The organism is Streptomyces justiciae (assembly GCF_015163075.1).
GTDB classification, from domain to species: Bacteria; Actinomycetota; Actinomycetes; order Streptomycetales; family Streptomycetaceae; genus Streptomyces; species Streptomyces justiciae.
The window spans coordinates 275,334-293,338 of the sequence record NZ_JADDXU010000011.1 but is presented as its reverse complement, the minus strand read 5'-3'; the positions used below and the strand labels follow the sequence as shown (position 1 = coordinate 293,338).

14 protein-coding genes are annotated in these 18,005 nt (G+C 71.7%); 9 read left to right on the top strand and 5 right to left on the bottom strand.

From position 1 onward, the window contains the following. Window positions 1–58 precede the first annotated feature (58 nt). The 3 genes from IQ210_RS47355 to IQ210_RS29245 form a co-directional block, all read right to left on the bottom strand. Window positions 59–2,062 carry a phospholipid carrier-dependent glycosyltransferase gene (locus tag IQ210_RS47355; protein WP_228048484.1) on the bottom strand — a complete coding sequence of 668 codons (2,004 nt, stop codon included), beginning with the start codon at window positions 2,060–2,062 and terminating at the stop codon, window positions 59–61. Window positions 2,063–2,154: 92 nt separating this feature from the next. Then, window positions 2,155–4,089 carry a phosphatase PAP2 family protein gene (locus IQ210_RS29250; protein WP_194082150.1) on the bottom strand — a complete coding sequence of 645 codons (1,935 nt, stop codon included), beginning with the start codon at window positions 4,087–4,089 and terminating at the stop codon, window positions 2,155–2,157. 168 nt (window positions 4,090–4,257) lie between these two features. Then, window positions 4,258–5,166, bottom strand: coding sequence for an N-acetylglucosamine kinase (locus IQ210_RS29245; RefSeq protein ID WP_194082149.1), 909 nt, complete (start codon window positions 5,164–5,166; stop codon window positions 4,258–4,260). A gap of 329 nt (window positions 5,167–5,495) precedes the next feature. Here IQ210_RS29245 and IQ210_RS29240 point away from each other — a divergent pair, with 329 nt between their 5' ends. The 6 genes from IQ210_RS29240 (at window position 5,496) to IQ210_RS29215 (ending at window position 13,719) form a co-directional block, all read left to right on the top strand. Beyond that, complete coding sequence (locus IQ210_RS29240) at window positions 5,496–6,626, top strand: ROK family protein (RefSeq protein ID WP_256784738.1); 1,131 nt, start codon at window positions 5,496–5,498, stop codon at window positions 6,624–6,626. 275 nt (window positions 6,627–6,901) lie between these two features. Continuing rightward, window positions 6,902–8,224, top strand: a complete 1,323-nt coding sequence (locus IQ210_RS29235) for an extracellular solute-binding protein (protein ID WP_194082147.1) — start codon at window positions 6,902–6,904, stop codon at window positions 8,222–8,224. A 128-nt stretch (window positions 8,225–8,352) separates the two neighbouring features. Next, the gene (locus IQ210_RS29230; protein WP_194082146.1) at window positions 8,353–9,264 is read left to right on the top strand and encodes a carbohydrate ABC transporter permease; all 912 of its coding nucleotides are present in this window, start codon (window positions 8,353–8,355) and stop codon (window positions 9,262–9,264) included. Further along, entirely contained in the window at window positions 9,261–10,163 is a 903-nt protein-coding gene (locus tag IQ210_RS29225; protein WP_194082145.1) for a carbohydrate ABC transporter permease, read from the top strand. Before IQ210_RS29230 ends, IQ210_RS29225 begins: the two co-directional genes overlap by 4 nt. A gap of 2 nt (window positions 10,164–10,165) precedes the next feature. Beyond that, on the top strand, window positions 10,166–11,884 hold the full coding sequence (locus IQ210_RS29220) for a hypothetical protein (protein ID WP_194082144.1): 1,719 nt from the start codon (window positions 10,166–10,168) through the stop codon (window positions 11,882–11,884). A 5-nt stretch (window positions 11,885–11,889) separates the two neighbouring features. Further along, complete coding sequence (locus IQ210_RS29215) at window positions 11,890–13,719, top strand: hypothetical protein (protein ID WP_194082143.1); 1,830 nt, start codon at window positions 11,890–11,892, stop codon at window positions 13,717–13,719. 21 nt (window positions 13,720–13,740) lie between these two features. On the opposite strand, the gene IQ210_RS29210 is transcribed toward IQ210_RS29215, so the two are convergent. After that, complete coding sequence (locus IQ210_RS29210; protein ID WP_194082142.1) at window positions 13,741–14,625, bottom strand: SDR family oxidoreductase; 885 nt, start codon at window positions 14,623–14,625, stop codon at window positions 13,741–13,743. 103 nt (window positions 14,626–14,728) lie between these two features. Here IQ210_RS29210 and IQ210_RS29205 point away from each other — a divergent pair, with 103 nt between their 5' ends. Further along, on the top strand, window positions 14,729–15,097 hold the full coding sequence (locus tag IQ210_RS29205; RefSeq protein ID WP_194082141.1) for a winged helix-turn-helix transcriptional regulator: 369 nt from the start codon (window positions 14,729–14,731) through the stop codon (window positions 15,095–15,097). Between the two features lie 51 nt (window positions 15,098–15,148). Here the strand turns inward: IQ210_RS29205 and IQ210_RS29200 are convergent, their stop codons facing one another. Continuing rightward, complete coding sequence (locus IQ210_RS29200) at window positions 15,149–15,820, bottom strand: nucleoside/nucleotide kinase family protein (RefSeq protein WP_194082140.1); 672 nt, start codon at window positions 15,818–15,820, stop codon at window positions 15,149–15,151. A 92-nt stretch (window positions 15,821–15,912) separates the two neighbouring features. On the opposite strand from IQ210_RS29200, the gene IQ210_RS29195 reads away from it, so the two are divergent. Together IQ210_RS29195 and IQ210_RS29190 are read left to right on the top strand one after the other, a co-directional pair. Next, window positions 15,913–16,335, top strand: coding sequence for a YybH family protein (locus IQ210_RS29195; RefSeq protein WP_194082139.1), 423 nt, complete (start codon window positions 15,913–15,915; stop codon window positions 16,333–16,335). 168 nt (window positions 16,336–16,503) lie between these two features. Further along, entirely contained in the window at window positions 16,504–17,973 is a 1,470-nt protein-coding gene (locus tag IQ210_RS29190; protein WP_194082138.1) for a hypothetical protein, read from the top strand. Window positions 17,974–18,005 lie beyond the last annotated feature (32 nt).

Genomic DNA, 18,005 nt, shown 5'->3' with positions numbered 1-18,005 from the left:
TGGACCGGCCCCCGGAGCCCGGCGGACGCATGCTCAAGTGGCTCACGAGGGACGGGTGTCACCGTCGATAGACCGTGATCGAATGACCAATATGGTCGATCGAACGGGCGCTGTCGATCAGTTCGGCCAGTCGGCCCGTGGCCTTCGCGGCCGCCGAGTCCGACACGACCAGCAGTCCGCGCACGTCGGCCGCCGGCGCCTTGCGCGGATCGGCCGCCTCGATGCCGTAGTAGGACGGCACCCCGGCGCCCTTGTACACGAGCCAGATCCGCTCGCCCGGATACCGCTCCCGCAGCCGGTCGGCCAGTCGGCCCAGGTCCTGGCCCCAGTCCACGTTGGAGTCGTGCAGCCGCAGATGCGTCTGGTCCGGGCCGCCGAACGCCTCGTTGGAGTACGGCAGATAGAAGGGGTACGTCCGCAGCGAACTGCCCGCGACGAACAACACCAGCGCCCCGGTCAGCGCCGCCGCCCACCGCCACCGCACCGCGAGGACCCCGGCCGCCGCCACCGCCAGGAACATCGGCACGAAGATCGCGTACCGGGTGCCGAAGTCCCGTGAGCCGGTCATGGCGGCGCCGAGCAGCACGGCGGTGGGCACCAGCAGATAGGGCGCCGCGGGCCGCAACCGCCGTACCGCCACGACGGCGACGACACCGGCGGCCCACAGGGCGAGCATGCCGAGGGGCGTCTTCACCAGCAGCGCGGCCGGCAGGTAGTACCAGAGGGACCCGGTGTAGAGGCGCCCGAACAGGAAGCCCTGCCATGGATAGTCCTCGAACCCGAACTGCACCCGCATCCCGTCCCGGTAGGCCTCCGGGAACGGCAGCAGATCGACGAGCACCGCCCGCAGCCCGTGCACGACCGGAACCGGCTCCTCCGGCGTCCACCGCAACCGCGGATCGACCACGAGATACGACGCCCATACGACGACCACGGCGCCCAGCGCGAGCACGGCAGCGCCGCCGAGCGCACGCAGCAGCGCCTGACGCCGACTCCTCGCGTCCGGCGCGACGCCACATGAGACCGCCGCGACGCCACCCGCGACCGGCGCTACGCCGCCCGCGACCGGCGCTACGCCGCCCGCGACCGGCGCTGCGCCGCCCGCGACCGGAGTGATGTCATCGGCGACCGTCTCCGAGCCGCCAGCGACCGTCGCCGCTCCTTTCGCGACGCCGCCTGCGACCGGTGCCGCATCCTTCGCGACCGTCTGCGAGCCGCCCGCGGCCGCCGCCACTCCCTTCGCGACCCTCGCCCTGCCGCCCGCGACCCCCGTCGCGCCCTCCGCCGCCGATGCCACGCCATCCGCGCTGCGTTCCCCGGTATCGGAGTCGGCGTCGGCGTCTGCGCGCCACACCGACCACCCCGCGAGCGCCAGCAGCACCGGAACCGCCGCCAGCGTGCTCATCTTCGTGGCCAGCGCTGCCCCGGCCGCCACCCCGGCGAGGGGCACGTACAGCCGGGGTCGGCGCCGGGCCCGCCACAGCAGCCATACCGACGTCAGCAGGAACCCGGCCGCCGGTACGTCCAGGGTCGCGAGGGAGCCATGGGCGATGAGGTCGGGGGAGAAGGCGTACAGGGCGAGCGTCACCACCCCGCCCGCCGGGCCCATGAGGTCGCGCGCGAACGCGAACGCGACCAGCCCGAACGCCAGCGTCAGCGCGATCACCGGCAGCCGGGCCCACAGCATCACCCGCCAGGGGTCGTTGCCGGACTCGTAGAGGAGATGCCGTCCGACCTGTCCCTGGTCGCCGGCGAAGGACGGATCGTAGTGCGGGTCGGCGAACGCCAGGCCGGCCGCGACGACCAGCTTTCCCAGCGGCGGGTGTTCGGGGTTGTAGCGGACGCGGTGCTCGTGGAGGTAGTCGGTGGCCGTGGCCACGTACACGGGCTCGTCGATGGTCGGCGTCTGCTGCACCGCCGTCGTCACCATCGCGACGGCCATCTGGGCGAGCAGCACGCACACCAGGAGCGGCACCAGCCAGGGCCGTCGGCGTGGTGGGCGCGCGGGGGCGGTGGGGAGGGGCTCCCGGTCCAGGACCGTGTGCAGTTCGCGCGCCATCATCCGCCCCGCGATGACCGGGGCCGCACGGGAGCGGGAGCGATGCGAGGACGCCTCATGCGCCTACTCTGCATCAGCTCCCGCCTCGCGGGACGTCACCGCTTCAGGAGTCGTACCGACAGACCTTCCGCCGTGTAGACGGGTACGGCCCGCAGCGTCTCGGAGTTCAGCTCCACCCGGTCGAACCGGCCGCGCAGTCCGGCCGCGCTCAGCACGCGGACCACGCTGCCGACGGCCGGCGGCCTCTCGGCGTCGAGGTGCAGCGACAGCACGCTGCCCATGCCGAGCACCGCGCGCCGCGTGACCTCCAGCGCGGGGCCGCGGCCCGAGCGCAGGGTGACGTCGAGCGTCGCGGACTCCTGGGCGTAACCGCCGTGGATCTGCACCGACTTGGCCGTCGCGACCGTCAGCGTGCCGCCGGAGACGCGGACGTCGCCGTGGCCGAGGGCGTGCGCGGAGGCCGCGGCCAGGACGCCTTCCTTTACGACGGTTCCGCCCGTGTAGCGGTTGTGGCCGGTCAGGGTGAGCGTGCCGGTGCCGCGCTTGGTCAGGCCGCCGCAGCCGTCGATGTCGTTGCGCCAGCTGTCGGCGGCCTGGAAGCCGCCGGCCGACGCGTCGAGCGTGACGGTGACGTCGGAGTCGAAGGAGCCGTAACCGTCCGCTGCGGCGAACAGGTTGAGGCGGCCCCACTGCTCCCACCCGTCCAGCAGGACGTACCCCGAGGGCAGCGCGGTCGAGCGCAGCACCTCGCGGCGCTGGTCGGCGTCCAGGTAGGGCAGCCGCGTCTCCAGCAGCACCTCGGCGCCCTTGGGCACGGTCAGCGGCTCGCTGCGGCCGTGCCGGGTGAGGACGTACGTCAACTTCGGCTCGACCAGGCGGGCGTTGGCGTCGCGGTCGGCGTAGGCATCGCCGGACTCCGGGTGGGCGTAGGCGAAGAGGGTGTCCGCCGTGGTGCCGGTCTTCGCCTGGAAGTAGGCGAGGGCCTGGGCGCGGGCGGCGGCCTTGAGGTCGGCGTTCGCGGGGTCGGCCAGCGCGGCGGCGGCGAGGGCGGTCGCCATGACCCGGCCGCCGAGCACGTCGACGGTGGAGTGCATGCCGGACATGATCCGGGTGTGGCTGAGCTCGAAGGCGCGGGTCACCAGCTCCTGGAAGCGCTCCGGCACCGCGTACGCGAACGCCAGCGCCGCCAGGTGGAAGGCGTTGGTGTGGCCGCTCGGGAAACCGCCGTCCTCGGAGGCGGTGGCGCCGCGCTGGCGCAGCAACTGCGTCACCACGACCACGTCCGAGTCGTACACCGGGTAGCCGAGCGCGTCGGTCTTCCCGGTGTCGACGACCTCGCTGTCCTCGTTCATGCGCCACGGACGCGGGTACTGGAAGGCGAACTTGGCCGGGTTGCCGGAGGCGAACGGGCCGCGCACGGTGTCCACCAGCTTGGCCACCTGGCCGAGGTCGGAGGTGTACGAGCCGGCGCCGAGCGCGGAGCCGGCGGGCGCGTCGGCGGGGACGGCGTCGCTGATCGTGGTCGCGGGCGTGGTGTCCGGCGCGCTGGTGATCGAAGTGACCGCCTTGGCACCCGACTTGTACAGGTCGGCGAGCGGACCGAGCGCACCGATCATCGCGTAGCTCTGGTGCTGGCGGTCGTAGACGAACGCCTCCTTCGCCTGCGCCTCGGTGCGCCCCTGGGTGAGGCGGGCGCAGTAGCGCATGTTGGCGCGCAGGATCTCGGGCAGCAGCGGGGTGCCGGTGTTCCAGGCGCCGCCGGTCTTCCAGATCTCGGCGAAGCCGCCGAGGGCGCGGATGACCGCGTTGGTCTCGGGCGTCTGGTTGGCGACGACGTTCGTCTTGTAGTCGTCGACGAACGCGAGGGCGGCGCCGGCGGCCTTGGCGTCGGCGGCGCCCAGCCAGGAGGCGAAGGTGGGCGCGGCCAGTACCCCGGCGGAGACGCCCAGGGACGTCCGGAGGAATCCCCTTCTGCTCGGGGCGAGTTCAGTGACCGGCGTGTGCGAGCGGTGCCCGGCGGTGGACGGCATGCGGCTGCCTCTCTTGAGTTCTTCGGCCGTGGCGGCCGGGGGAGTCGTGCGAAGGACTGCCGTGGGGCGCGGGAGGACGAACGGGCCGTATGCGCTTTCTGCGGCGTACGAGCGAAGATCTACGGGCGAGTTGTGTCGGACGGGGGTGGGCCCGGCGTCCGGCGGGTGTCACAGAAGTGAACGCGCCAGCGTCACCGCCCCCTCGACCGGCGGCACCCGCAGCGGCTGTGGCCTGGCTGTCGGGACGCTGTCGGCGAGGGCGGTGGTGAAGGCGTCGTACAAGAGGGGTTGGGCGAGGATCGTGCCGCCCGCCACCACCACGTCGTCGACCGCGACGCCGCGTGCGGCGAGGCGTCCGACCAGGGCGGCCAGTTCGCGGCCGCCGTCGGCGATCACCGTGCGGGCGAGGTGCGAGCCCGCCTCGGCGGCGGCGAACACGGCCGGGGCGTGCCGGCCCCATTCGGCGGAGACGTCCTGGGCGCGTTCGAGCGCCGCGCCGAGGGCCGGTACCTCGGGCACCTCGAAGGCGGCGACGAGTCCGGCGGCGAGCGTGTCGGGCTCCTCCCCGCGGTCGTGGGCGGCCCATACGGCGCGGGCGGCCTCGCGGACGAGACCGGCCGAACCGCCCTCGTCACCGAGGACCGCGCCCCAGCCGCCGACCTGGACGAGCGAGCCGTCGGCGGTCCTGCCCACCGCGACCGAACCGGTCCCGGCGACCAGGCCGATCCCCTTCTCCAGGCCCGCAGCGGGGGCGAGGAGTTCGGCGTCGCCCACGACCAGCGCGGGCACGTCGAAGTGGAGTTGCAGGGCGGTGCGGATCTGGGCGCACTGGCGAGGGGTCTCGCAGGCGTGCCCGCCCACGGCGAGAGCGGAGGGGCGGACGCCCGGCGGCAGGGCTTCGGCGACGAGCGCGGCCAGCCAGCCGGCGGCGGCCACGGGGTCGTGCGGCCGCCAGCCCACACTGAAGCGGACATGGTCGGCCACCGGGGTGTCTCCCGCGAGCGCACGCAGGTGCGTCTTGGTGCCGCCCACGTCGATGCCGAGCACGAGAGGGCCGGAAAACGAGGCTTCCTGCACGGATCCTCTTTCGTCGTTGCGTCATGCTGCGACGGCGGGCGAACCGTGCCTGGAGGAAGGGCAGTTCAGGAACTAGGGAAGCCCCGGGACGGGCCTCTGTCGGACCACGGCAGGCGAGTACCGTGACGTTCGTTAGGAAGTTAACTAACGAAGTACAGTGCGTCAAGAGGCATCACACACTCGACCCCTGGGTAGGCCCGTCCGGGCCGCCGCGGGGGCGGGAACGCGTGCTGCCCGAGCCATCCCATCGCCGCCTCCCGCCGAGTCGATCGAACGCGATCGAACCGGGAGCGCGGCCCGTGACCTGTGGGGGACATGTGGAATATGACGTGGCTATCGCCCCCCGTCTGACCGATAGCGCGAACGCCGTCTTCACCGTGCTGGCCCAGGCGGGCAGTGCGACGCGGCCGCAGTTGGCGAGCCTGGCGCGGCTGTCCAAGCCGACGGTGTCCTCGGCCGTCGCGGAGCTGGAGAGCGTCGGGCTCGCCGCCCACTCCGGCACCGCGTCCAGCGGTACGGGCCGCAATGCCGCCGTCTACCGGCTCGGACCCGCCGCGGGTGCCGTACTGGCCATCGACCTGGGGCCGGCCCTCACGCGCGTCCGTGGCTGCGCCCTGGACGGCTCCCTGCTCGCCGAGGCCACCGGCTCCCGGGCCGACGCCGCCGACGTCGTCCGCGAGGCGCTGTTCACGCTGCCCGCGGACGCGCCCGTGCGCTCCATCGTCGTCGCCGTCGGTGACGTCACCGCGCAGCAGGACGGCGCGGGCATGCGGCCCGCCACCGCCAAGGCCGGGCCCGTTTTCGACGCCGTGGCCGTCACGCTGCCCCGGGGCGTGCCCGTGCACCTCGAGAACAACGTGAACTGCGCCGCCCTCGCAGAGCTGCACGAGGGCGCCGCCCAGGGCCGCCACACCTTCGGCTACCTGCGGATTGGCGTCGGTATCGGTCTGGGCATCGTCGTCGGCGGCCGGGTGCTCTCGGGCGCCAACGGGGCCGCCGGAGAGCTCGCCCGGCTGCCCTACCCCTGGGACGACGACCGCCAGCCCCGCCACGAGGCGCTGGAGGAGTACATCGGCGCCCGTTCCCTGCTGCGCCGGGCCGCGGAGGCCTGGCAGGACGGGGAGGGGCCCTGCCCGCACACCGCGGAGCAGCTCTTCGCGCTGGCCGGCGAGGGGCGGGCCGCGGCCCGTGCGGTCGTCGACCGGCACGCCGTGGACGTGGGCCGGCTGGCCGCCGCCGTGACCGCCGTGCTGGACCCCGGACTGATCGTCCTCGGTGGCAGCACCGGCTCGGATCCGCAGCTCCTGCCAGGGGTGAGGGCCGAGCTGGAACGGCTGAGCTGGCCCACCGAGGTCGTCAGCAGCACTCTCGGTGAGCTGGGCACCGTCGTGGGTGCCGCACGGCTCGCGGTGGCCCGGGGAGTCCAAACCGTGACCCACGCCGTGCGGGCGAAGGATTGACGGTTTCGCATCGGTCTGCCAATGTCCGGACAAGCGCTTTCTAAGCCGGTCGGGACACCGGCTCAGGGTGAGCGTCCCGGCCGTACGTGACGTACGGCAGCCGCACGAGGGTGAGCTTGTGCGACGACGGCCCTCATGGCCGGGGATCCCACCCGATCAAGGCGACGCGGCCGGGCGAGGCCGCGCCCTCGGGAAAGCAAACCTTCTTGCAAAATGCACCCGTGCCGCCTGTGTCGGCGCCGTGCTCCGTCCCCTACCACGAAATGGGATCGAAGATGACCACTGTGGGTGTGCGGCGCTCTCGCCGACTCGGCCGCGGCGGTGTGCGCCGCCTGGTTCCCCTCGCTGCCGTGGCTTCGGCAGGTGCCCTGCTGCTGACCGCCTGCGGAGGCGGCTCCGACTCGGGCGGCACCTCCAAGTCGCTGACGTTCTGGATCTCCACGGTTCCGGGGCAGGACGCGGGCTGGAAGAAGATGGTGGCGCAGTACAAGAAGGAGACCGGCGTCGCGGTCAAGCTCGTCAACATTCCTTACGACGGCTACACCACGAAGCTGCACAACGCCGCGCAGGCGAACTCCCTGCCCGACGTGGCCGCCGTCCCGGCGCTGGACCCGATCTGGTCGAACAAGCTGATCGACCTCAGCTCCATCGCCAACAACAAGACCAACAAGATCAACGGCAACTTCGTCGCCAAGGACTCGTCCGGGAAGGTGCTGTCCATCCCCTCGGACGTCACCGCGTCCGGCATGTTCATCAACAAGTCGCTGTTCGAGAAGGCCGGCGTCGAGTACCCGACCTCGCCCGACAAGACCTGGACCTGGGACGAGTTCATCAAGGCGGCCGACAAGGTCCGCGAGAAGACCGACGCCAAGTACTCCCTGACCTTCGACCAGTCGCCGTCGCGACTGCGCGCCATGGTGTACGAGATGGGCGGCAAGTACGTCCACGCCGACGACTCCGGCAAGTTCTCGGTGGACGACGCGACCAAGAAGGCCGTGAACACGTTCGTCGGCTGGAACGACGACAAGACCATGCCGAAGTCGGTGTGGACGAGCGGCGCCGACCCGTCCGCCATGTTCCAGAGCGGTGACGTCGTCGCCTACTGGTCCGGCGTGTGGCAGGTGCCCGCCTTCGCGGACAGCATCAAGAAGTTCGAGTGGGCGAGCGTCCCGACCCCGGCCCAGCCGGTGCAGGCCAGTGACGTCAACAGCGGCGGCATGACGGTCGGCTTCAACAACAACGCCGACGCCGCCAAGGCCGCGACGAAGTTCCTGTCCTGGCTGTACGAGCCGGCCCACTACAAGGCGCTGTGCGAGGCGTCCGGCTTCCTGCCGGTCGAGAGCGGTCTGAACCCGGAGTACCCCTTCAAGTCCGAGGCGGCGCAGGCGGCGTTCAAGCTCTACAACGAGGAGATCCCGCTGTACGACCCGATCTCCGGCTACTTCAACAGCGCGCAGACCAACTGGGTGCTGAAGGGCAAGAGCCTCACCGAGGACCCGACCAAGACGGAGCTCGGCAAGGCGATCAACGGCCAGCAGTCGGCCGACAAGGCCCTGCAGAACATCGTGGACGGCTACAACCAGCAGGTCGGCGGCTGACCGTAGGCCACCGGCAGGCCCGGGCGGCGGAGTCGACACCCCGCCGCCCGGCCCCGGAAGCCCCACATGACGCCGGGCGCCTGGCCTGAGCCCACCGCAATCCATTCCACCAGCACGGAGTCAGGAAGATGACAAAACGCGCCTCGGACGTGTCCGTGAGCCCGCCCAGGAGACGCAGCAAGTACACGCTCGCGCCGCTCGTCCTCATCGCGGCCAACGTCGTGCTCTTCGGTCTGTTCTTCGTCTGGCCGGCGGTGATCGGGCTCGTCTACTCGTTCACGAACTACACGGGCGTGGGGGCGTTCCAGTTCGTCGGACTGGACAACTACCAGAACCTGTTCGGGGACTCCACGTTCTACGACGCGCTGTCCCGGACGCTGCTGTACACCGTGCTCGTCGTACCCCTGAACTTCGTGCTCTCGCTGCTCATCGCCAACCTCGTGGTGAGCAAGCAGGCCAAGGGCGCCTCGATCGCCCGGGTCGTCTTCTTCGTCCCGTGGCTCATCTCGCCGATCGTCGTGGGTGTCCTGTGGCGGTGGCTGTTCGGTGAGAACTTCGGACTGATCAACTACGTCATCGAGAAGCTCGGCGGCAGCGCGATCGCCTGGCAGTCCAACGCCGACCTGTCGCTGGGCGTCGTCGTGATGGCCGGCGCCTGGTGGGGCACGGCCTTCTCGATGCTGCTGTTCATCGCGGCCATCAAGAACGTGCCCACCTCGTACTACGAGGCGGCCTCGCTCGACGGGGCGGGCCCCTGGCGCCAGTTCTTCAGCATCACGCTGCCGAGCATCGCGCCCACCTCGTTCATCGTCATCCTGCTCAACACGATCAACGCGATGAAGGAGTACCCGCTCTTCCTCGCCCTCAACAACGGCGGACCGGGCACGTCGAACAACCTGCTCGTCCAGTACATCTACCAAACCGGCTTCAAAACCGGCCAGATCGGCTACGCGAGCGCCGCGTCGTTCGTGCTCATGCTCATCCTGATGGCCGTCGCGATCATCCAGCTGATCGTCAACCGGCGGATGGAGAACCGATGACCACCACCGACACCCCGCGCAAGGTCGACACCGGTTCCGTCCGGGCCCTGTCCAAGAGGCAGCCCCGCAACGGGCGCCGCGGTGGGCTGCGGGCCGCGGTGTCCGCGACGACACTGCTGTGGATCCTGGCCGCCCTCTACGGGCTCCCGGTGCTGTGGTTCGTCCTCAGCTCCTTCAAGCCGGCCGGAGACCTGTTCTCCCTCCCGCTGACGATCCTTCCGCACAACCCCACGCTGTCGGGCTACACGGCGGCCTGGGACAGCGCCAACTTCTCGCAGTACTTCATCAACACGGCCATCGTGTGCGTGATCACCACGATCCTCACGGTGGGCGCGAGCTGCTGCACCGGGTACGCGCTGGCCAAGTACGACAACAAGTGGCTCAAGGTCTTCTTCGTCTGCATCCTGGCCACCACGATGCTGCCGTCCGAGGTCATGCTCGCCCCGGAGTTCCTGGTCGTCCGCGACCTCGGCCTCTACAACTCCTTCGGCGGCATCATCCTCCCGGCCGTCCTCACGGCCACCGGCTGCTTCATGTTCCGCCAGTTCTTCCTGACGGTCCCCGACGAGCTCATCGAGGCCGCCCGCATCGACGGCGCCCGCGAACTGTCCATCTTCCTGCGGATCATGGTGCCGATCTCCCGGCCCATCATGCTGACGCTCGCCATCCTGTCCTTCCAGTGGCGCTGGAACGACTACATCTGGCCGCTGCTGATGCTGAACGACCCGGACAAGTTCACCGTGCAGATCGGCATCCAGAGCCTCGTCGGCGCGCAGAACATCAACTGGTCCGTGCTGCTGGGCGGTTCGGTCATCTCGATGATCCCGCTGATCGCCGTCTTCCTGGTCTTCCAGCGGTACGTCATGAACGCCGACATCAACGCAGGCCTGAAGGACTGATCTTGCCCACCCCGCTCGACCACGAGTTCGTCCGCGCGGTGGCAGTCGCCGCCGACGGGTCGGCCGCCCCGCTCGCGGCCGACCCGTCGGCGGAACCCACCGGGCCGCACCGCACCCTGGCCCGCCGTGTGAAGACCCTGGTCGCGGCATACCGCTCCCCGGACTCGGCACTGCACGGCAGCGGACAGGCGGTCGCCGCCGCGCTGACCCACCTGCGCGCCCTGCGGGCCGTGCAGACGCCCTCCGGTCTCTTCGCGGGCGGTGACAACGTCCAGTCACCGCCCGACTCCGCGTTCACCGTCAACGACGTGTGCGACGCGTACGTCCTCGCCGCCGACGCGGGACCGGACCTGGACGAGGTGACGGCCGCGCTCGCCGAGATCGCCGGCGCCGCCACCGAAAGCCTCCTGACCGGTGGCGTGCACACCCCGAACCACCGCTGGGAGCTGTCGGCAGCGCTGGCCCGGCTTCACCGGTCGTTCCCCGACGACCGGCTGCTCGACCGCGTCGAGGAGTGGCTCGCGGAGGGCGTCGACATCGACGCGGCGGGCCTGTACTCGGAACGCAGCGCCGTCTACGCGTCCATCGTGACCAACCCGGCCCTGCTGTTGCTGGGCGAGGTGCTCGGGCGCACCGACCTGCCGGCCGCCGTCGAACGCAACCTCGCCGCGACCCTAGACCTGATCAGGCCGGACGGCACGGTGGAGACCGTCCACTCACGCCGCCAGGACCAGCGGCAGTCGTTCGCACTGTGGCCCTACCTGCCGCACTACCGGCTGCTCGCGATCCGCACCGGCCGGGGCGACTTCGCCCGCGCGGCCCGCCTGGCGGCCGCCGACGGCATCCACGACCCCGACCTGCTCGCCCAGACCCTCCTCACCCCGGAGCTGTGCCGCCCCCTGCCGGCCCCGGACGCGGAGCAGCTCCCGCGCGACCGGTACCTGCCCACCGCACGCCTCGCCGTACACGCCTCGGCCGACGCGCACACCGTGGTGTACGGCGGCTCAGACGTGCCCGAGCAGCGGCGCATCCGCTCGGGCCTCGCCTGCAACCCCACCTTCCTGCGCCTGTTCGCCGGTGCCGCCGTCCTCGACGCGGTCCGCCTCTCGCGGGCGTTCTTCGACCTGGGCCCGTTCCGCGCCGCCGCCACGGAACGGCTCGCCGACCACCGGTACCGGCTCACCCAGACCCTCACCACCGCCTACTACCAGCCGCTCCCGAAGGACCGCAGGCGCGACGACGGCGCCTACCGCCTGGTGGACGAGGGCCGCTTCTCCGCCGCGATGTCCTTCCCGGACCGCCCCCAGGACGAGGTCTCCCACACGACCAGAGTCGAGGTGGACCTGCGGGACGACGGCGCCGACCTCAGGATCGACATCAGCGGCCCCTCGGTGCCCTGGGCCCTCGAACTCACCTTCCGGCCGGGCGGCGAGCCGCAGGGCGCGATACCGCTCGGCGACGGACGCTGGTGCATGACGACCGAACCGTTGACCTACCGCGTCGGCGACGACGAGATCCGCGTCGAGGCCGCCGTCGAGACGGGCGAACCGCTCGCCGGGCCGGACCGCACCGACGTACTGCGCTACGACCCGGGGCAGGACTACACCGTGGTCGGCGGCACCGACGCGACCACCGGGAACCGCGTCTACCTCGGTGGGCACGGACCGCAGACACTGACCCTCACACTGCGCGCCAAGGCCGTCTCCGGCACGAAGGACTGATTTCCGTGTACCTCCCTCGCCAGCTCGGCCCGCTGCACGACCTGCCGGACACCCCCGAGGCGTACGACGCCGTCCTCGCCGACGTCACCGAGCAGGCCCTCGCCCGCCTCACCCCCGAGGGCAACCTCGAACACCCCGACTGCGTCGACGACATCGGCGACACCTCCCTCGGCATCACCTCCCTGCTCGCCTTCGCCTGGCAGCGCACCAAGGACGACCGACTGCCGGAGGCGGTCCGCCGCAGCCTCGCCTTCCACCTGCGCGAGCGCGTCTACGTCGACGACAACCCCGGCTACCCGAACCTCAAGGTCCGCAACTCCGGTCTGCCGTACGCCCGTTACACCCTCGCGGCCGGCGCCCACCCCATCGGCGACTGGCCCAGCACCGTGTGGGCGCTGCTCCAGGCGGTGAATCTCCTCGACGCGGCCGACGGTCTCGTCGACGACGCCCAGCGCGCCGAACTCCTCGACGTGGCCCACGGATACTGGCGCTGGCTCACCGAGGCGACCTTCTTCAACCCGCAGGAGGCCGGCAACCAGGCGATCGGGTGTGTCGTCGGCGGCCTGATGCTCGCCCGCCATCTCCCGCCGGAGGAAGGCGAGTCGGTCCGTACCCGCGCGATCGAGCTGTACGTCGAGAAGATCCGCGACCACCGGGTCGCCGACCGGGGTGCGCTGCTGCCGCCCGAGCACGGCGGGGCGTACGACAACAACTACGGCCCGATCTCCCTGTCCTTCCTCGCCCAGGCCCACCGGGTCAGCGGCGCGGAGATCTTCGCCGAGGACGGCGAGGCATTGGCCCGTTATATCGACGCCCGCCTGACGAACGGCGGCTTCGACAACGGCGGCCCGCGCTACAGCGAGCAGCACTCCGCCTTCGAATCGGTCCTGGGACTGCGCTACTTCGGCGCCCGCATCGGCTCCGACCTCGGCCGCTACCGGGGCGACAGCCGCTGGGCCCGGCACGCGGTCAAGGACGACGGAGGCGTCGACGGCCACTTCGCGTGGATGCTGGTCTGGCAGATCCAGGACACCACACGCTGGCACCGGGAGCCGTCGACCGCCCCCGCCCGGCACCAACTGCGCGCCGGGACGGTCTCGGTGGCCTTCGACGACCGTATGACCCCGGCGGTGGTCGAGGCGGCGGGCACCTACTACCTGCCCGCCGCCGTGAACCGCCAGCACGGCTTCGGACCGGTCGTCGACGGTTTCCTGCTGTGCCGGCCGATGGGCGAGGTCCGCGTCCGCGACCTGCGCACCGAAGGCCTCGCCGCGAAGCTCGTCACCAAGCCCGCCGTCGGCCGCGACCACGTCCTGCGGCACGTGCGGTCCCTGTACGTCACCGACGGCACGAGCCTCTGGATGACCGTCGCGGTGGAACGCCTCCCCGGCACGCCCTACCTGCTCGCCGGGCTGCCGTACGCCGCGGACGACGGCGACCGGGTGCGCCGTACCTCCGACGCCGAGGTCGTCGCCGCCGGTGAACTGCGGCTGACACACCCCGAGTCGGAAGGTGTCGAGCACTTCGACGCCCGCTCGGGGCAGACCCAGGAACAGGCGGCGTTCGCACTCGCCGCCGACCCCCGGGGCTACGGCAACCCCGACGAGGGCTGGCGGCATCTGGTCTCGTCGACGGCCCTGGAGGCGGGGCCGGTGCCGGACGCGCCCGAGGGCCTGCACATCTTCGCGGTGCGCTACGGACCCGGCAGGCAGTTCATGCCGACGTTCGAGCAGAGCGCCTCCGGCCTGACCGTCCGCACGGAGGCCTTCACGGCGGTCATCGGCGACCCGGCCGGAGACGCTTACGGGGAACCGGAGTTGACGCTGTACGCCTGAGGCCCAGGGCTGACCGGCGGATCACCGCTCTTCTCCTGCGACCTGGTCCACCGGACAGCCCTGACGGAACGCGGCGGCGTTCCGGCGCGCCCAGTCCGCGAACGACCCCGGCGCCCGGCCCGTGACGCGCTCGACGTCGGGGCTGATCCGCTGCTCGACCTCCGTGGGTGCGCCGAGGACGTCGAGGGTGGTGTCGGCCACCGGCTCGGGCATGAACCGCAGCAGCCGCGCCCGGGCCTCGTCCCGGCCCAGCTCGACGAACCGGACCGGCTCACCCACCGCTTCCCCGAGGGCCGCCGCCTGCTGACGGGGTGTCACGACAGCCGGGCCGGTCAACTCGTAGGCTTGGCCCGCGTTTCCGTCCTCGCGCAGGGCCACCGCCGCCACGGCCGCGATGTCGGCCGGGTCGACCGTGGGGAGCCCGGTGTCGCCGAACGGCGCGGCCACAGTGCGCTGTTCACGCACCGACTCCGCCCACTGGAACGCGTTGGAGTGGAAACCGCCCGGTCGCAGCAGCGTCCAGTCCAGGCCGGACTGCCGTACGGCCTCCTCGATGGCACGGCCCGTGCCGCCGTGCGAGGCCGACTCCGGCCTGGTCAGCACGCCCAGCGAGGACAGCAGCACGATCCGCCGCACCCCGCCGGCCTTGGCCACGTCCAGCAGATGCGGCACGTCGAGCAGATGCGCGACGGGACCGCCGTCGTGCAGGAACAGCGCCTCCGCGCCGTCGAACACGGGCCTGAGGCTCTCGGGGTCCGTCAACTCCGCCCGCCGCGCCAGGACCCCGTCCGGCACATCGCCCTCGGCGATCCGCCGGGATGTCGCCGTCACCTGAGCACCCGATGCGGCCAGATTCCGGACCAGCTCCCGGCCGACGTTCCCCGTCGCCCCCGTCACCACGATCATGAGCAACTCCCCTGTGAAACCGGCCTTGTTGCCGATGAAGGGACGCTAACACCGTGGATATAGTAGGTACCTAGAGGAAAGTGACTACCTCGGAGGGATGCGGATGCGGGTCGCCGACACCGCCACGGAACCTGAACTCGCCTGCCCCATAGGCCCGGTCGTGGACATCGTCTTCAGTCGCTGGACCACCCCGATCCTGTGGAGCCTGCACGCGCACGGCCGGCAGCGGTTCGTCGAGCTGGAGCGGCGCATCACCAGGATCACGCCGAAGGTGCTGACGCAGCGGCTGCGCCAGCTGGAACGGGACGGGCTGGTCGTACGGACGTACCACCCGGAAGTCCCGCCGCGCGTCGAGTACGAGATCAGCGAACTGGGCCGCAGTCTCGCCCCGCTGTTCGCGCACCTGGCCGAGTGGTCGACCGAGCACCTCGGCGAGGTGGAGCAGGCCAGGCAGGCCTACGACGAGGCCTGACACTCCGCGCGTCTACGGCACAGGCCGACGCTGCACCGCCGGTCCGCGCGCCTACGACACCGCCTGCCGCCCCGGCGTATCGAGCGTGGCGACCGGCACGACCAGATCCGCCCGGACCCGGGTCGTCGCGACCAGCTCGGCGTTGCGCTGGTCCGTGCGCTGCACCCAGGCCACGGCCTCCTCGTGCCCCTTGCCGAACTCCTCGTGCCGGGCCACCAGGCGCCTGATCCGCTCGCCCTCCTCCAACTCGCAGAACCACACCTCGTCCAGCTGTTCCCGCACCCGCGGCCACGCGCCCGAACCGAGCAGCAGATAGTTCCCCTCGGTCACCACCAGCCGGGCCGACGGCAGCACCGGCACCGCCCCGGCGATCGGCTGCTCCAGCACCCGCTCGAAGCCGGGCGCGTACACGACGTCGCCGCCGTCCTCCTCGGCACGCAACCGCCGCAGCAGCGCCGCATAGCCCGCCGCGTCGAAGGTGGGCGGCGCGCCCTTGCGGTCCCGCAGCCCCAGCCGGTCCAGTTCGACGTCGGCGAGATGGAAGCCGTCCATCGGGACATGCGCCACCCACGGCTCACCGCCGGCGTTCAGCTCGCGCACCAGCGTCTCCGCGAGCGTCGTCTTGCCCGCGCCGGGGCTGCCCGCGATGCCGAGGATCGCGCGCCGGTCGCCCCGTGCGAGGGAGCGGGCGCGAACGAGCAGGTCGTCGAATGTCAGCGGCACACTGGAGAGTGTGCCACCCGGTCATGCCGTGACCATGGCCCGGGACACAGGGAGACAAAGGGAGAGGGGGACGCAGGGAAGGAGCCACCACCGTGTCCGAGGAGACCGGCGAGCCCGACGAGACCGACGACGCCGCGCAGATCCGCGCGCTGATCACGAAGTGGGCCGATGCCGTCCACCGGGGCGACCTCGACGGCGTCGTCGCCGACCATGCCGAGGACCTCGTGATGTACGACGTACCACCGCCCCACCACGGCATCCACGGTCTCGCCGCCTACCGCGCCGCCTGGCCGCCGTTCTTCGCCTGGCAGGCCCAGGGCGCCTGCTTCGACATCGAGACCCTCGACGTCACCGCGGGCTCCGACGTCGCCTGGGCCCACGCGCTGCTGCGCTGCGCGACCCCCGAGGAACTCGCCGAACACCCCACCCTGCGGCTGCGGCTGACCTTCGGTCTGCGCAAGGAGAACGGTCGCTGGCTCGTCGCGCACGAGCACCACTCGTTCCCACACGACTGACCCGCCCCATCCGGAACCCGACCCATATGACCGATCGTCATACAAGTGGGCGAACATCGCGCTGCGCACGGCACGGCTGCGGGTTAATTTGTCCCTGTTTCTGTTCTTTTTACGGCTCCTGACCAGAGCCGAGCACCTCCGTGGCATCGACGGGGTAAGGGGTGGACGATGGCGCACGGCATGAATGCCCTGCTCGCCGAAGGACGACGGAGCGACAGGGTGACCGTGCCCGTCACATTCCGGCACTGGCGGGGCGACGCGCTGCTCGCCGCCGTCGCCGGGGTCTTCGTCCTCGCGCAACTGCTGCTCGTACGGCCGGGGATGGGCCTCGGCTGGGACGAGACGGTGTACGTCAGCCAGGTCGGCTCCGGCGCACCGCCCGCCTTCTTCAGCGCCCCGCGCGCCCGTGGCGTCTCCCTGCTGGTGGCGCCGATCGCCTCCTGGTCGACGTCCACGGAGCTGCTCCGCGTGTACCTCGCCGTGCTCTCGGGGCTCGGCCTCTATCTCGGCCTGCGCGTGTGGCGCGGACTGTTCCGGTTCCGCGTCCTGGCGGGCGCGGGGGCGCTGTTCGCGTCCCTGTGGGTGACGCTCTTCTACGGCCCGCAGGCCATGCCCAACTACTGGGTCGCCATCGGCGCGCTGATCGCCGTGGGCTGCTTCCTCAAGGGCCGCGTGTGGGGCGTCCTGGCGGGCGCCGCCCTCATGGCGTGGATGCGGCCCACGGACGCGGTGTGGGTGACGGTGCCCCTGCTCGTGTTCGCCGTCGCGGCCCGGCGGTGGCGGCCGCTCGCCGCGCTCGTCACGGGGCTCGCCCTCGGCGCGGTGCAGTGGGTGGTCGAGGCGTACGTCTCCTTCGGCGGCCTGGGCGCGCGGCTGCACGAGGCCTCCCGCATCCAGGGCGGCCTCGGCTGGAACATGGCCGTCGACGACCAGATGCGCAGCCTGGTGGGGCGCGCGCTGTGCCGGCCGTGCACCGGGTCGATGCCGAATCCGGTGATCACCGCGTGGTGGTACGTCCTTCCGGTGCTCGCCGTGCTCGGGCTGGTCGTCGCCGTCCGCGCGGACCGCACCGAGCGCACCCTGGTACCGCTCGCCTGCGCCGTCACCGCGGCCGTCCCGTACCTGTTCATGATCGGGTACGCCGCGCCGCGCTTCCTGCTGCCCGCCTACGCGCTGCTCGCGCTGCCGGTCGCCGACGCGCTGCTCCACCTGGCCACCAGGCCGAACGGCAGCTGGCGGCCCGTGGCCGCGACCGTCCTCGCCATCGGCCTCACGCTGCATCTGGCGGTCCAGCTGAACGTCCTGAACCGCACGGTCACCAACGCCACCAACGCCCGCATCGGCTGGGAGCGGACCGCCGCCGAGCTGCACCGCCTCGGCGTCCGCCCACCCTGTCTGCTCACCGGCCACGAAGCCATCCCCGTCGCCTACTACACCGGCTGCTCCTCCGCGGCGACCGGCGGCCACAACGCCAACTCCACCGCGACCGAGATCCGCGACACGGCCCGCCGCATGCCGGTCGCCTACCTCACCGGTCCGGACGGCGGCACGGCCAGGTACGCCCGCGACTGGACGCCCTACGAGACGGACGGGGTCCTCGTACGCCTGGCGCCACCGGGCCCGGACGGCGCCGAATGACGCCCGAACCGGCCGGGCCCGGAGGGCGGCGG

What these genes read in the sequence shown, in the direction of transcription:
- IQ210_RS47355 (WP_228048484.1), bottom strand. Translation starts at nt 2,062, where the DNA reads ATGATGGCGCGCGAACTGCACACGGTCCTGGACCGGGAGCCCCTCCCC.
- IQ210_RS29250 (WP_194082150.1), bottom strand. Translation starts at nt 4,089, where the DNA reads ATGCCGTCCACCGCCGGGCACCGCTCGCACACGCCGGTCACTGAACTC.
- IQ210_RS29235 (WP_194082147.1), top strand. Translation starts at nt 6,902, where the DNA reads ATGACCACTGTGGGTGTGCGGCGCTCTCGCCGACTCGGCCGCGGCGGT.
- IQ210_RS29230 (WP_194082146.1), top strand. Translation starts at nt 8,353, where the DNA reads ATGACAAAACGCGCCTCGGACGTGTCCGTGAGCCCGCCCAGGAGACGC.
- IQ210_RS29225 (WP_194082145.1), top strand. Translation starts at nt 9,261, where the DNA reads ATGACCACCACCGACACCCCGCGCAAGGTCGACACCGGTTCCGTCCGG.
- IQ210_RS29210 (WP_194082142.1), bottom strand. Translation starts at nt 14,625, where the DNA reads ATGATCGTGGTGACGGGGGCGACGGGGAACGTCGGCCGGGAGCTGGTC.
- IQ210_RS29205 (WP_194082141.1), top strand. Translation starts at nt 14,729, where the DNA reads ATGCGGGTCGCCGACACCGCCACGGAACCTGAACTCGCCTGCCCCATA.
- IQ210_RS29190 (WP_194082138.1), top strand. Translation starts at nt 16,504, where the DNA reads ATGGCGCACGGCATGAATGCCCTGCTCGCCGAAGGACGACGGAGCGAC.